Source organism: Pectobacterium brasiliense, assembly GCF_013449685.1.
Lineage (GTDB): Bacteria > Pseudomonadota > Gammaproteobacteria > Enterobacterales > Enterobacteriaceae > Pectobacterium > Pectobacterium brasiliense_A.
Genome location: NZ_JACDSF010000016.1, coordinates 79,035 through 93,106 on the forward strand (window position 1 = coordinate 79,035; position 14,072 = coordinate 93,106).

The window sequence follows — 14,072 nt, forward strand, 5'->3', positions numbered from 1 at the left end:
ATGCGTAAGCCCTTACTATTTATCCTGATCCTGGTACTGATGGTGGTCTATGCGTCACTGTTTGTGGTGCAGGAAGGCCAGCGCGGCATTGTGATGCGTTTTGGCAAAGTATTGCGTGATGACGACAATAAGCCGCTGATCTATGCACCGGGATTGCAGTTCAAGATTCCGTTTATCGACTCAGTGAAAATGCTGGATGCACGTATCCAGACCATGGAAAACCAGGCTGACCGCTTTATCACTAAAGAGCAGAAAGACCTGATTGTCGATTCTTACCTTAAGTGGCGTATCAGCGATTTCAGCCGTTACTATCTGGCTACGGGCGGTGGTGACATCTCTCAGGCTGAAGTACTGCTGAAACGTAAGTTCAGTGACCGTCTGCGTTCTGAGATTGGTCGTCTGGATGTGAAAGGCATTGTGACCGACTCGCGTGGTCAATTGATGTCTGACGTGCGTGAAGCGCTGAATACTGGTACCGGTGAAACGACCGAAGCCGATAATGCGATTGCTTCTGCTGCTGCGCGTGTTGAGAAAGAGACAACGAGCAACGAACCTCATATCAACCCTAACAGTATGGCTGCGCTGGGTATTGAGGTTATCGATGTGCGAATTAAGCAAATCAACCTGCCAACTGAAGTGTCTGACGCGATTTACCAACGTATGCGTGCAGAGCGTGAAGCGGTAGCACGTCGCCACCGTTCACAAGGTCAGGAAGAGGCTGAAAAGCTGAAAGCGACGGCCGACTATGAAGTCACCCGTACGCTGGCTGAAGCTGAACGTCAGGGACGTATCACCCGTGGTGAAGGGGATGCCGAAGCGGCGAAACTGTTTGCTAACGCATTCAGTGAAGATCCTGACTTCTACGCTTTCGTTCGTAGCCTGCGCGCGTATGAAAACAGCTTCAGTAATAATCAGGACGTGATGTTGCTCAGCCCGGATAGCGACTTCTTCCGCTACATGAAGTCACCGGAAAGCAGCATGGCACCACGCCGCTGATAGTCATTCACTAACGTCTCATCAAGCCCGGGTTCTTTCTCCGGGCTTTTTTTTGCCATTTTCTGGCAGAGACAAATCTAAGCGTTTTGTCCTGTTCGTACTTTAAGCGGGAAAGGGGGGGTTATGAATTCAACGATTTGGCTGGCGCTCGGGCTGGTTTTGGTGCTCGAAGGGTTGGGGCCGCTGCTGTTCCCCCGTCTCTGGCGACGTATGATGTTGGGAATAGCGCAGTTGCCAGATACTATTTTGCGCCGTTTTGGCGGCGGAATAGTTGTTGCAGGGTGCGTGATCTACTACATGTTGCGTAGCCGGATGGGTGGCTAAAATTAAGCAGAAAAATGTGCGCAATCGTGTGCTAAAAGTACTGAAAGCATCCAAATGAGATGGTAGAATCCTTTTTTAAGCAACCTGGTGATTCTTGAAATGGGTAAGAACGTCGTCGTACTGGGCACCCAATGGGGTGACGAAGGTAAAGGCAAGGTCGTTGACCTGCTGACTGAACGGGCTAAATATGTTGTGCGCTATCAGGGCGGACACAACGCTGGCCACACGCTGGTTATCAACGGTGAAAAAACCGTCCTTCATTTAATTCCTTCTGGCATTCTGCGTGAAAATGTTGTCAGCATCATCGGTAACGGTGTTGTGCTGGCACCTGACGCATTGATGAAAGAGATGACGGAGCTTGAAGCGCGTGGCGTCCCGGTACGCGAACGTCTGCTGCTTTCTGAAGCCTGTCCGTTAATCCTGCCTTATCACGTCGCGTTGGATAACGCGCGTGAAAAAGCGCGTGGTGCGAAAGCAATTGGTACGACTGGCCGTGGTATCGGTCCTGCGTATGAAGATAAAGTTGCTCGCCGTGGCCTGCGCGTTGGCGATCTGTTTGATAAAGAAACCTTTGCTGTCAAACTGAAAGAGATCGTCGAGTACCATAACTTCCAGTTGGTTAACTACTATAAAGCGGATGCCGTCGACTACCAGAAAGTGTTGGACGACGTGTTAGCGATTGCTGATATTCTGACAGGCATGGTCGTTGATGTTTCCGATCTGCTGTACAAAGCGCACCTGCGTGGCGATTTCGTCATGTTTGAAGGCGCGCAGGGTACGCTGCTGGATATCGACCATGGTACTTATCCGTACGTGACTTCTTCAAACACCACTGCGGGCGGCGTTGCTACCGGTTCTGGTCTGGGTCCACGCTATGTAGACTACGTACTGGGTATCGTTAAAGCTTACTCTACCCGTGTAGGTGCAGGTCCATTCCCGACTGAACTGTTTGAAGAAGTAGGCGAGCATCTGTCTCAGAAAGGTAACGAGTTTGGTGCGACAACGGGTCGTCGTCGTCGTACCGGCTGGCTTGATGCGGTTGCCGTACGTCGTGCGGTACAGATCAACTCGCTGTCTGGTTTCTGCCTGACCAAGTTGGATGTTCTGGACGGCCTGAAAGAGATTAAAATCTGCGTAGGCTATCGCCTGCCGAACGGCACCGAAGTGGATACCACTCCGCTGGCTGCTGAGGGCTGGGAAGGTCTTGAGCCGATTTACGAAACCATGCCTGGCTGGTCTGAAAGCACGTTTGGCGTGAAAGATCACAGCAAACTGCCGCAGGCTGCGCTGAACTACATCAAACGTATCGAAGAAATCACTGGTGTGCCGATTGATATTATTTCTACCGGCCCAGATCGTAGCGAAACGATGGTGCTGCGCGATCCGTTCGACGCTTGATTTTGCCACCCTTAATGGGTGATGCGAAGATGAAAAGGACGGGATTCCCGTCCTTTTTGCTATCTGCCGTTTGGCCGTCGTAATGTGAACGACGACGGCTTCTACCTATTATTCCTGAACGTCTTTGGCCTTCTGCGCTTTGTTCTTCAGGCCATCCAGCAGCTTATTGTGGATGTTGCTGAACCCGCCGTTGCTCATCACCAGAATGTGGTCGCCAGGCTGTGCGGTCTTGACGATGTTTTCTACCAGCGTGTCAATATCTGCGCTCCAGTGAGCGGGTTGTACGCAGGCTTCCGCAACTTCTACCACCTGCCATGGAATATGGGCTGGCTGGAAGAGGAAAACTTCATCGGCGCGGCCTAATGACGGCGCCAGCTCGTTTTTGCACATCCCCAATTTCATGGTGTTAGAACGGGGTTCAAGCACAGCCAAAATCCGAGCCGTGCCGCCAACCTTGCTGCGTAGCGCCGACAGCGTCGCCAGAATTGCGGTAGGGTGGTGCGCAAAATCGTCATAAACCGTGACGCCGTGCTCCGTACCGCGTAACTCCAGACGACGACGTGCGTTAATAAATCCACCCAGTGCGCGGCAGGCATCTGCGGGCAGTACGCCAACGTGGTGAGCGGCAGCAATGGCCATCAGCCCGTTGTGCATATTGTGTTCGCCCACCAGTTTCCAGTGGACTTCACCGACGAGTTCTTTATTCAGGTAAACCTGATATTGGCTGGCATCGATCGCTACTTTTTTTGCCCGCCATGTGCCTTCTTCGCCAACCAGTTCCTGCTCGCTCCAGCATCCCATTCCCATCACCTGTTTGAGATTAAGGTCATTGGCTGGCAGGATGATTTTCCCCGTGCCCGGCACCAGTCGCACAAGATGATGGAACTGTTTCTGAATGGCTTTCAGATCGTCAAAGATGTCGGCGTGATCGAACTCAAGATTGTTGAGCACCAGCGTTCTTGGGCAGTAATGTACGAATTTGGAACGTTTGTCGAAGAACGCACAGTCGTATTCATCGGCTTCAAGCACCATGAACGGGCTGTCACCCAGGCGTGCTGAAACGGTGAAGTTGCCAGGAACGCCACCGATTACAAACCCAGGCTGATAGCCACAATCTTCCAGAATCCAGGTGACCATCCCCGCCGTGGTGGTTTTGCCATGTGTACCCGCAACGGCAATCACCCAGCGATCGCGCAGCACATAATCATGCAGCCACTGTGGGCCGGAAACATAAGGTAATCCCTGTTCCAGTACGGCTTCAACGCACGGGTTTCCGCGCGTCATCGCATTACCGATGATGACCAAATCAGGTGCAGGGCTAAGCTGTGCCGGATCGTATCCCTGAATCAGTGTGATTCCCTGTTCTTCAAGTAAGGTACTCATGGGGGGATAAACATTTGCATCTGAGCCTGTGACGTCATGCCCCAGCGAACGAGCAAGCAGGGCAAGGCCACCCATAAAGGTGCCACAGATACCTAAAATATGAATACGCATACATTTTCCATCTTCACAGTGAGTCTGCGTCACATTCTAACGCTATGAATCCGCCATAAGAAATGGATTTGACTAGGTACTCACTTTCTCTTTGGGCTACACTGCATGCGCAAACGTTGGCGGTGCAGAAATGAAACCGCTTTTCATCCGTAGATTCTGGAATAGTGTTATGAAAACGTTAGGCGAATTTATCGTCGAAAAACAGCACGATTTCTCTCACGCCACAGGTGAGCTTACCGCGCTGCTGTCTGCTATTAAACTGGGTGCCAAGATTATTCACCGTGATATCAATAAAGCGGGTTTGGTTGATATCCTGGGAGCCAGCGGTATTTCTAATGTTCAGGGCGAAGTGCAGATGAAGCTCGATCTGTATGCCAATGAGAAACTGAAAGCGGCATTAAAAGCACGTGGTGAAGTGGCTGGTATTGCCTCCGAAGAAGAAGACGAAATTGTTATCTTTGAAGGTGATAAGGCGGAAAATGCCAAGTATGTCGTTCTGATGGATCCGCTGGACGGCTCGTCGAATATTGATGTAAACGTCTCTGTCGGTACGATTTTCTCTATTTATCGCCGTATTACGCCGCTGGGAACGTCAGTCACGGAAGCTGATTTCTTGCAGCCGGGTAGTCAGCAGGTTGCTGCGGGCTACATCGTTTACGGTTCTTCAACCATGCTGGTGTACACCACGGGTCACGGCGTTCATGCCTTTACCTACGATCCGTCGCTCGGTGTGTTCTGTCTCTCGCATGAAAAAGTTTGCTTCCCAGAAAAAGGGAATATGTATTCCATCAACGAAGGGAACTACATCAAGTTTCCTGTCGGCGTGAAGAAATACATCAAATACTGTCAGGAGCAGGATGAAGAGACGCAGCGTCCTTATACGTCGCGTTACATCGGTTCACTGGTTGCAGATTTCCACCGCAATCTGCTGAAAGGCGGAATTTACCTGTACCCAAGCACGGCGAGCTATCCGAAAGGCAAACTGCGTTTGCTGTACGAATGCAACCCGATGGCGTTTCTGGCGGAGCAGGCGGGCGGTAAGGCCAGCGACGGTAAAAACCGTATTCTGGATATCACGCCGGAGAAACTGCACCAGCGTTCACCGTTCTTTGTAGGAACAGAATCCATGGTTGATGACGTTGAACGTTTCATCCGTGAATTCCCAGACGCCTAATTACATTAATTAGTCATCAATATAGTCCCGTGTGGTCGGATCTTCGGCTACACGGGATTGTCTTTTAACGCTGTGCTTCGAACCAGCTCTCCAGAATAATCACCGCAGACGCCGCGTCTACGCTACCTTTATCCAACGCTTTAAAACCACCGCGTTCGAAGAGATCGGCACGTGCTTCCACCGTACTCAAGCGTTCATCGTGTAACTCAATCGCGATACCAAAACGGCCATGCAGTCGGTTAGCGAACTTCCGCGCCCGTGCCGTCAGGGGTTGTTCGGTGCCATCCATGTTGAGCGGCAGGCCGACGACGACCAGATCGGGCTGCCATTCTGACAATAGCTTCTCTACTTTTTGCCAGTCGGGTATCCCTTCCTGCGCCTTGAACGAGGTCAGTGCACGCGCTGTACCGGTAATTTCCTGACCGATAGCGACACCGATGCTTTTTGTCCCAAAATCAAAGGCAAGAAGGGTTCTGCTACTCATCAGGCATGTCCTGCTTCAGTGGAGATATTATGAATATCGATGCCCAACTTCCTGGCCGCTGCCCGCCAGCGTTCGGCAATCGGCGTGTGGAACAGAATGTCTTCATCGGCTGGCGTCGTCAGCCAGGCATTCTCCAGCAGTTCTTCTTCCAGTTGGCCATTCTCCCAAGCGGAATAGCCTAAGGCGACCAGCGTATTTTTTGGCTGTTTAGGCGTGCCTAACGTTTCCAGCACGTCTTTTGACGTGGTGATCATGGTGTCCTCAGAAATACTGATGCTGGAACCGAAGCCGAGGCAGGGCGTATGCAGGATAAAGCCACGGTCGTCCGCCAATGGGCCGCCTATGAAGACGGGTTTATCCAATCGAATGGTGGGATCGCGCGGTGTCGGATCTATTTTTAGCTTTTTCAGCACATTTTCCACGGAAAACTGATCCATCGGTTTGTTGATGATCAGCCCCATGGCTCCGTCTTCATTATGTTCGCAGATATAGACCACCGAACGTTTAAATACAGAGTCCTGTAGTGCTGGCATAGCAATGAGGAAGTGATGCTGTAAATTCATTGTGTATTTTTATCGATATCCGTCAGCGTTGGAGAAACGGCCCGCATTGCGCGGGCCGAGTGGTGTGTCAGGTGTTCTGGTCTTAGCGGGTACGTGCAGCCAGACGCTTTTCAATGGCGTCCATCAGCATGCCAGTGATGGAAACATCTGGGTAAGCCGCTTCGATTTCACGCACGCAGGTCGGGCTGGTGACGTTAATTTCTGTCAGGCGGTCACCGATGATGTCCAGACCGACGAAAATCAGGCCTTTGGCTTTTAACGTTGGTGCCACATCACGGGCGATTTTCCAGTCACTTTCGGTTAATGGACGTGCTTCGCCGCGCCCACCGGCTGCCAGATTGCCGCGTGTCTCACCGCTTTTCGGGATACGCGCCAGGCAGTAAGGAACGGGTTCGCCATCGACCACCAGCACGCGCTTGTCGCCGTCTTTAATTGCCGGCAGATAGTTTTGTGCCATGCAGTAACGAGTCGCGTGTTCGGTCAGCGTTTCGATGATGACCGAGACGTTGGGGTCATCCTGCTTCAAACGGAAAATAGACGCGCCGCCCATGCCGTCGAGCGGTTTGAGAATGACGTCGCCGTGTTTTTCATGGAACTGACGCAGTTTGTCTGCACGACGTGTAACGAGCGTATCGGGGGTCAGATGCGGGAACCAGGCGGTGAACAGTTTCTCATTGCAATCACGCAGGCTCTGCGGCTTGTTGACGAGCAGCGTGCCTTTCTCTTCCGCACGTTCCAGAATATAGGTGGCGTAGATGAACTCCGTATCGAACGGCGGATCTTTACGCATCAGCACCACATCCAATTCTTCCAGCGCAATATCTTGCTCGCCGGAGAAATCGTACCAGCCGTCGTAATCGTACTGGACGCTCAGGCGACGCGTTGTTGCACGCGCGACGCCCGCATGCATATAGAGATCGTTCATCTCCATATAATGCAGTTCCCAACCACGGCGCTGTGCTTCAAGCAGCATGGCAAAGCTGGTGTCTTTCTTGATATTGATGGTGTCAATCGGATCCATCACGATACCGAGTTTGATCATTCTTTTCTCCTTTACCCCAAATCGCCGAAACGTACCTGTAAGGCGGTCATGGCGGTGAGTGCAGTGGTTTCTGTGCGCAAAACGCGTGGCCCCAACAGGATATCAGTGAATCCGTGTTCTGAGGTCATGGTAATTTCACTGGCGGTGAGCCCGCCTTCCGGGCCGATCAGCAGCCTGACCCGAGCGACCGGCAGTGGTAACGTATTGATGCTTTGTGTGGCGCGCGGGTGCAGATTTAATTTCAACGCGTTGTCTTGCTCCGCACACCAGGCTTCCAGCGTCATCGCTGGCCGCACCAGCGGCACACAATTGCGGCCGGACTGTTCACAGGCGGCAACCGCAATTTTCTGCCACTGGCTAATTTTTTTCTCCATACGCTCGGCATCCAGTTTGACGCCACAGCGTTCAGAAAGCAGTGGGGTAATCACATTGACGCCCAGCTCGATGGATTTCTGAATGGTAAACTCCATCTTCTCGCCGCGCGACATCACCTGTCCCAGATGTAAATGTAGGGGCGATTCTTTATCTTCCAACTTACCTGCTGTGAAGCGAACGCGCACACTCTTTTTGCCAGCCGCGATGATTTCTGCATCAAAGACATGATTGCTGCCATCAAATAGCTGCAATGACTGACCCGTAGTCATGCGTAACACGCGACCCACATGATTAGCGGCATCGTCACTCAGTTCGACTTCACCACCGTTAAGGGGGAGCGTTTCGGGATGAAAAATGCGTGGTATTCGCATACTGAATTAAGACCTTTGAATGAAATAGAGCGGCGCAGAAACGCCAGAAATAGGTAAAACCACCGTCGTTTAATAGTGGCCGAGTTTGCGAACAAAATACGCTGAGCGGTGATAATGGGTAGATCGTAAAGACGCTGCAAGTACGTCCTGTAAGCTCGGATTGCGCCATCCCTAGCGCAAACGCTTTACTCTTCTATCCCATTACCACCGTTCTCGTTCTGTAAATAGGTTTGTCAACGGTCTGAACCACCGTCATCTGGCGGTGGTTTTGCTGGAAACAGATTCGCTATAGTAGGTAGACGAACTAGCGCTGGCAAGCCTGTTGAACGTAGGGATTTGGGTTTCCCTGTTTTGCGGCGATGCGCTGATTGCGGGTACATTCCCACTGGGTGACCGGGTATTGCTTATCCCAGGCTTCGAACAACTGGGTTTGCTGGCTGGAAAGGCGTAACTGATAGCGGTCGCGCATATAGAAATAGGTACGCGCGATCTGTCCGCGAGCGCGAGCGGGCGGTTCTGCCAGATTATTTTTGAAATCGACCTTCATCTCACATTGACCATATTGGGATGCACCACCGTTCCATTGCCCATACATGGCATTGCCGCGATCGCCGTTTACCTCGCCGATAGCAGGTTGCAGGTTATGCAAATCGGTTTCCATCTCGCGGTAGACAGGGTCGCTGTTACAGTTCTTTCTGCCGCCATCCTGCCAGCACTGGCGCTGGTGGCCGAACTGCCAAGCTGGCACAACATGCTCCCACTCGATACGGCTGACACGCTGTTCATTCTTCCTCACCTGATAGCCACAGGACTCAAGGTCGGGCGTGCCTTTCTTGCCCTGCCACGTAATCTTGCAGCCACAGTAGAACGAACCTGGCGCATCGCGATTAATGTCGACAGCGGCGGCCTTTGCCTGCGAAAAATTATTGATGTTTTGACCCAGCGCGGTAGCCGAAAACAGACCCGCGCCTACGGCGGCGATAGCGAGAATTTTGCGTAGCATATTCCAAATAATCCACAGGCTGTAAAGTTGGCAGACTACCGGATGTCTCGTCGGCAGGCAAATGCAAAAGCAGTTTTTAAAACTGGAAATTCCCTTTTAAATAGAACTTTTTACATCATGACGTAAGGTTTTCCCGCAACGACGACAGCGATATTCTGTTTCGCCGCGCAGCACCCGATTGTGCCGGCGGATCGTCAGCTCATGCCGTTGGCAATCACACAGGTAGGTGAAGGTTTTCCCCTGTACGGATTGCACCGCAAACCGATGTGTACGTTTTGCCGGGACGTGGAGGACGCTTTCCATCATCCAGCGCCATTCCTTGCCATGCGGTGCGACACGGCCAAAACGTGCATAAACCAGCAGATGGGCTAACTCATGGGGAACGACTTCATCGATAAAGGTCTGCTGATTTTCCTGCAACAAGACGGGATTGAGCCGAATTTCCCAGTGTTGCAGCCAGGCCGTTCCTGCCGTTGAACCGCGTTGCTGGTAATTCACTGTTGGCTCGGTGTAGTCCGTCTGCAAGGTGAGGTTAGCCTGCTGCAATTTATCACGCAGACAGCGCATTACAGCCTGATGGCTGGCAATGGGGATTCGGGGTGTGTTCATTGCTGTGAGCATAAATTGAGTGGCAGGGAGACGCAATAGGCGAACCAGAGGGAAATACGGGGGAGCCGGAATGAAAAACGGCGAATTTTCATTCGCCGTTTTATACCCGTTATACTTCAAGCTGCATGTGTGTTGGCTTTCCTCGCTCACCCCAGTCACTTACTGGTGTAAGCTCCTGGGGATTCGCTGTGTCGCCGCCTTCATGCAACTCGAATTATTTAGGGTATAGCCTTTATTGAGTTGCCAGATTACAGGCCAGCAGCTTCACGCAGCTCTGCGGCTTTGTCCGTTTTTTCCCACGGGAAATGTTCGCGGCCAAAGTGACCATAGGCTGCTGTTTCCTGATAAATCGGATGCAGCAGATCCAGCATCTGGATTAAGCCGTAAGGGCGCAGATCAAAGAATTCACGCACCAGCAGCGTCAGTTGCTCAGTAGGCACTTTCTCTGTGCCGAAGGTTTCGATCATGATAGAGGTTGGTTCTGCCACGCCGATAGCGTAGGACACCTGAATCTCGCAGCGATCGGCCAGACCAGCCGCGACGATATTCTTGGCAACATAACGTGCAGCGTAGGCAGCAGAACGGTCTACTTTAGACGGATCCTTACCGGAGAACGCACCGCCACCGTGACGTGCCGCGCCGCCGTAGGTATCAACGATAATTTTACGGCCAGTCAAACCACAGTCACCCATTGGGCCGCCGATAACAAAGCGTCCGGTAGGGTTGATGAAATATTTGGTATTGGCAGACAGCCATTCTGCAGGCAGAACCGGTTTGATGATCTCTTCCATCACCGCTTCATGCAGATCTTTCTGGCTGATGTCTTCTGAATGCTGGGTAGACAGTACCACGGCATCGATGCCGGCAATCTTGCCATCGTCGTACAGGAACGTAACCTGGCTTTTTGCATCCGGGCGCAGCCACGGCAGAGAGCCGCTCTTGCGGACTTCCGACTGGCGCTGAACCAGACGGTGTGCGTAAGTCACAGGTGCGGGCATCAGGACGTTGGTTTCGTTAGTCGCGTAACCGAACATTAGACCCTGATCGCCTGCGCCTTGCTCAAGCGGATCGCGGCGGTCAACGCCCTGATTAATATCAGGAGACTGCTTGCCAATCGCGCTCAGTACGGCGCAAGAGTTAGCGTCAAAGCCCATTTCAGAGTTGACATAACCGATATCACGCACGGTACGACGGGTAATTTCTTCGATGTCGACCCAGGCGCTGGTGGTAATTTCACCACCGACTAACACCATGCCGGTCTTTACATAAGTCTCACAAGCGACACGCGCTTTTGGGTCTTGCTCCAGAATGGCGTCGAGAACCGCATCAGAAATCTGGTCAGCAATTTTATCAGGATGTCCTTCAGAGACTGACTCGGACGTAAAAAGGTGTTTAGCCATGAGTTTCTTTACCTTCAAATCAAAGCCGTTAAGCAGTGTATCAGTTAATCAGTATAGACGGATTAACATCTGGATGGCTATTCTAGGTCACCTTTTAGCCTCAGTGCCAGTAGTTTTTCGCATTAGCGCGCCATCGTTCTTTTATCATCGGCCGTTTTTTCTTTTACAAGAGATGACTAGCGGTAATTTTCATTTTGCTTTTCCAGCAGCATGTCGGTATAAACGGCGAGCGGTGATGCAACCCGCGACATCTTGAATTTTTTATTGATAGCTGACCGCATAGCCTGCGGCGCACGTGGAGGTGGTAGGATTAATGATCCGTTGTTTACTGAGTATATTGCGTTCGCAATATGTCCCTTTTGACGCTACCGCGTCCGCGACTCAACCCTTCTTTTCCGTTTCTCGACGTAGCCTGTCTTTAAATTCGACACAGGACTCCAGGGCTGGTTAACCTGCCTGTTATTCTTGCTGCCAGAAGCGTTTAGCGTCTTTCTGGTCACGTTCGCCCGGTGATTTTCACAACGAGTTTTATCGACCCGTAACACGGAGCCTGACAACGTGTTTTACACTAATAAGAGTAATAAAGTGACGGCATACTTCACTACGCCGGTTTTTTCACTGTCGATGCCGCATGTTGCAGGTATGTTCATGTGGGCTGTTTATTATTCAGGTACTGATGTGATCAGTAGTCTAGAAAAAGAAGAGGTTCGTTATGTCTGACGACATGATTCATCACGGCTCGTCAGCGACGGGTAAACATGAAAATTTGCGCTCTATGCAGGAGGTTGCCATGAATGACCGTAATGCCAGCGAAATGCTTCGTACTTACAATATTGCCTGGTGGGGCAATAATTACTATGACGTCAATGAGCTCGGCCATATTAGCGTGTGCCCGGATCCTGACGTACCAGAAGCTCGCGTCGATCTGGCCAGACTGGTCAAAGATATGCAGAAAGATAACCATCAGCGCCTTCCTGCGCTGTTCTGCTTTCCGCAAATCCTTCAGCATCGCCTGCGTTCTATTAACGCTGCGTTTAAACAGGCTCGCGAATCGTTTGGTTATGAAGGCGGGTATTTTCTGGTTTATCCGATCAAGGTTAACCAGCATCGTCGCGTCATTGAGTCACTGGCTAATTCCGGTGAACCGTTGGGTCTGGAAGCGGGTTCAAAAGCGGAGCTGATGGCGGTACTGGGCCACGCAGGCATGACCCGCACGGTGATTGTGTGTAACGGCTACAAAGACCGTGAATACATCCGTCTGGCACTCATCGGCGAAAAGCTGGGCCACAAGGTTTATCTGGTCATCGAGAAGATGTCCGAAATCCGGCTGGTGCTAGAAGAAGCCGAGCGCTTGAATGTGGTGCCACGTCTTGGTGTCCGTGCGCGTCTGGCTTCTCAGGGGTCGGGCAAGTGGCAATCCAGCGGCGGTGAAAAATCCAAGTTTGGTCTGGCGGCGGTCCAGGTGCTGCAACTGGTTGAGATGCTGCGTGAGGCTGGGAAGTTGGATAGCCTGCAACTGCTGCATTTCCATCTGGGATCGCAGTTGGCGAATATCCGTGATATCGCGACGGGCGTGCGTGAGTCCGCGCGCTTCTACGTTGAACTGCATAAGCTGGGCGTGAATATCCAGTGCTTCGACGTCGGTGGCGGGTTGGGCGTGGATTATGAAGGCACGCGCTCTCAGTCCGATTGTTCAGTGAACTATGGCCTGAACGAATATGCCAACAACGTGATTTGGGGCATCGGTGATGCCTGTAACGAACATGGGTTGCCGCATCCGACGGTCATCACCGAGTCTGGCCGCGCGGTAACTGCGCACCATACCGTATTGGTTTCCAATATTATCGGTGTGGAACGCAACGAGTTCAGTGACCCGACTGAGCCGGAAGAAGGCGCTCCGCGTGCGCTGGAGAGCCTGTGGTCAACTTGGAAAGAAATCAAGCAGCCGGGGAAACGTCGTTCACTGCGTGAATGGCTGCACGACAGCCAGATGGACTTGCACGATGTGCATACCCAATACACGCACGGTATGTTGGATCTGACGCAGCGCGCGAAAGCAGAGCAGCTTTATCTGAGCATCTGTCAGATGATTCAGGAACAGCTGGATCCGAGCAACCGTGCGCATCGGCCGGTCATTGATGAATTACAGGAACGGATGGCTGACAAGCTGTATGTCAACTTTTCGCTGTTCCAATCCATGCCGGACGCATGGGGGATCGATCAGCTGTTCCCGGTAATGCCGTTGGAAGGGCTAAACAAGCCGCCTGAGCGCCGTGCTGTCGTGCTCGATATTACCTGTGATTCCGATGGTACGATCGATCATTATGTTGATGGTGATGGGATCGCGACGACGATGCCAATGCCGCCTTACGATCCAGAAAATCCGCCGCTGCTGGGTTTCTTCATGGTCGGTGCCTATCAGGAAATCCTGGGGAATATGCATAACCTGTTTGGCGATACGTCGACCGTTGACGTGTTTGTCTTCCAGGATGGCACCGTTGAGATTGAAGAATCTGACGAAGGGAATACGGTTGCTGACATGCTGGAGTATGTGCAGCTTGACCCCAAAGTGTTGATGACCCGTTTCCGCGATCAGGTGAAAGAAACCGATCTGGATACCGAACTTCAGGCGCAGTTCCTGGAGGAGTTTGAAAGCGGGCTGTACGGTTATACTTATTTGGAAGATGAAGAGTGAGTATACCCTAAATAATTCGAGTTTCAGGAAGGCGGCAAGAGAAGGAATCCCGATGAACTTACACTGGTAAGTGATTCGGGTGAGTGAACGTATCCAACGCACATGCAACTTGAAGTATGACGGGTATATGACTGAGTAAAAAGG

Annotated in this window: 13 protein-coding genes; 5 read left to right on the plus strand and 8 right to left on the minus strand. The window is 51.8% G+C overall.

Annotated elements, in window-relative coordinates:
• From hflC to H0248_RS06830, 3 genes are all read left to right on the plus strand, one after another.
• Positions 1–996: a protease modulator HflC gene (hflC, locus tag H0248_RS06820; RefSeq protein WP_180785258.1), complete on the plus strand. Its 996-nt coding sequence runs from the start codon at positions 1–3 to the stop codon at positions 994–996.
• 123 nt (positions 997–1,119) lie between these two features.
• Complete coding sequence (locus H0248_RS06825; RefSeq protein ID WP_180785259.1) at positions 1,120–1,320, plus strand: DUF2065 domain-containing protein; 201 nt, start codon at positions 1,120–1,122, stop codon at positions 1,318–1,320.
• A gap of 99 nt (positions 1,321–1,419) precedes the next feature.
• The gene (locus H0248_RS06830; RefSeq protein WP_014916742.1) at positions 1,420–2,718 is read left to right on the plus strand and encodes an adenylosuccinate synthase; all 1,299 of its coding nucleotides are present in this window, start codon (positions 1,420–1,422) and stop codon (positions 2,716–2,718) included.
• 108 nt (positions 2,719–2,826) lie between these two features.
• Here the strand turns inward: H0248_RS06830 and mpl are convergent, their stop codons facing one another.
• Positions 2,827–4,212 (minus strand): UDP-N-acetylmuramate:L-alanyl-gamma-D-glutamyl-meso-diaminopimelate ligase, encoded by a 1,386-nt coding sequence (gene mpl / locus H0248_RS06835; protein ID WP_180785260.1) that lies wholly within the window; start codon positions 4,210–4,212, stop codon positions 2,827–2,829.
• A 169-nt stretch (positions 4,213–4,381) separates the two neighbouring features.
• On the opposite strand from mpl, the gene fbp reads away from it, so the two are divergent.
• Positions 4,382–5,386 (plus strand): class 1 fructose-bisphosphatase, encoded by a 1,005-nt coding sequence (fbp, locus tag H0248_RS06840; RefSeq protein WP_010285800.1) that lies wholly within the window; start codon positions 4,382–4,384, stop codon positions 5,384–5,386.
• 64 nt (positions 5,387–5,450) lie between these two features.
• Here fbp and ruvX read toward each other — a convergent pair whose 3' ends face one another.
• From ruvX to metK, 7 genes are all read right to left on the minus strand, one after another.
• Positions 5,451–5,870, minus strand: coding sequence for a Holliday junction resolvase RuvX (ruvX, locus tag H0248_RS06845; RefSeq protein WP_180785261.1), 420 nt, complete (start codon positions 5,868–5,870; stop codon positions 5,451–5,453).
• Entirely contained in the window at positions 5,870–6,433 is a 564-nt protein-coding gene (locus tag H0248_RS06850; RefSeq protein WP_180785262.1) for a YqgE/AlgH family protein, read from the minus strand. The genes ruvX and H0248_RS06850 overlap by 1 nt, the downstream gene beginning before the upstream one ends.
• An 82-nt stretch (positions 6,434–6,515) precedes the next feature.
• A complete protein-coding gene (gshB, locus tag H0248_RS06855; RefSeq protein ID WP_180785263.1) occupies positions 6,516–7,475 on the minus strand; it encodes a glutathione synthase in 960 nt (319 codons plus the stop codon).
• An 11-nt stretch (positions 7,476–7,486) separates the two neighbouring features.
• Positions 7,487–8,221, minus strand: a complete 735-nt coding sequence (gene rsmE / locus H0248_RS06860; protein WP_180785264.1) for a 16S rRNA (uracil(1498)-N(3))-methyltransferase — start codon at positions 8,219–8,221, stop codon at positions 7,487–7,489.
• A 304-nt stretch (positions 8,222–8,525) separates the two neighbouring features.
• Positions 8,526–9,224: a deoxyribonuclease I gene (endA, locus tag H0248_RS06865; RefSeq protein WP_180785265.1), complete on the minus strand. Its 699-nt coding sequence runs from the start codon at positions 9,222–9,224 to the stop codon at positions 8,526–8,528.
• 96 nt (positions 9,225–9,320) lie between these two features.
• Positions 9,321–9,833, minus strand: coding sequence for a SprT family zinc-dependent metalloprotease (locus H0248_RS06870; RefSeq protein WP_180785266.1), 513 nt, complete (start codon positions 9,831–9,833; stop codon positions 9,321–9,323).
• A gap of 248 nt (positions 9,834–10,081) precedes the next feature.
• Entirely contained in the window at positions 10,082–11,233 is a 1,152-nt protein-coding gene (metK, locus tag H0248_RS06875) for a methionine adenosyltransferase (RefSeq protein ID WP_180785267.1), read from the minus strand.
• A 712-nt stretch (positions 11,234–11,945) separates the two neighbouring features.
• On the opposite strand from metK, the gene speA reads away from it, so the two are divergent.
• Complete coding sequence (gene speA / locus H0248_RS06880; RefSeq protein WP_010285791.1) at positions 11,946–13,928, plus strand: biosynthetic arginine decarboxylase; 1,983 nt, start codon at positions 11,946–11,948, stop codon at positions 13,926–13,928.
• Positions 13,929–14,072: the final 144 nt, after the last annotated feature.

Coding starts and splice junctions, on each gene's coding strand:
- hflC (WP_180785258.1), top strand. CDS start 1: ATGCGTAAGCCCTTACTATTTATCCTGATCCTGGTACTGATGGTGGTC.
- H0248_RS06825 (WP_180785259.1), top strand. CDS start 1,120: ATGAATTCAACGATTTGGCTGGCGCTCGGGCTGGTTTTGGTGCTCGAA.
- H0248_RS06830 (WP_014916742.1), top strand. CDS start 1,420: ATGGGTAAGAACGTCGTCGTACTGGGCACCCAATGGGGTGACGAAGGT.
- mpl (WP_180785260.1), bottom strand. CDS start 4,212: ATGCGTATTCATATTTTAGGTATCTGTGGCACCTTTATGGGTGGCCTT.
- fbp (WP_010285800.1), top strand. CDS start 4,382: ATGAAAACGTTAGGCGAATTTATCGTCGAAAAACAGCACGATTTCTCT.
- ruvX (WP_180785261.1), bottom strand. CDS start 5,870: ATGAGTAGCAGAACCCTTCTTGCCTTTGATTTTGGGACAAAAAGCATC.
- H0248_RS06850 (WP_180785262.1), bottom strand. CDS start 6,433: ATGAATTTACAGCATCACTTCCTCATTGCTATGCCAGCACTACAGGAC.
- gshB (WP_180785263.1), bottom strand. CDS start 7,475: ATGATCAAACTCGGTATCGTGATGGATCCGATTGACACCATCAATATC.
- rsmE (WP_180785264.1), bottom strand. CDS start 8,221: ATGCGAATACCACGCATTTTTCATCCCGAAACGCTCCCCCTTAACGGT.
- endA (WP_180785265.1), bottom strand. CDS start 9,224: ATGCTACGCAAAATTCTCGCTATCGCCGCCGTAGGCGCGGGTCTGTTT.
- H0248_RS06870 (WP_180785266.1), bottom strand. CDS start 9,833: ATGAACACACCCCGAATCCCCATTGCCAGCCATCAGGCTGTAATGCGC.
- metK (WP_180785267.1), bottom strand. CDS start 11,233: ATGGCTAAACACCTTTTTACGTCCGAGTCAGTCTCTGAAGGACATCCT.
- speA (WP_010285791.1), top strand. CDS start 11,946: ATGTCTGACGACATGATTCATCACGGCTCGTCAGCGACGGGTAAACAT.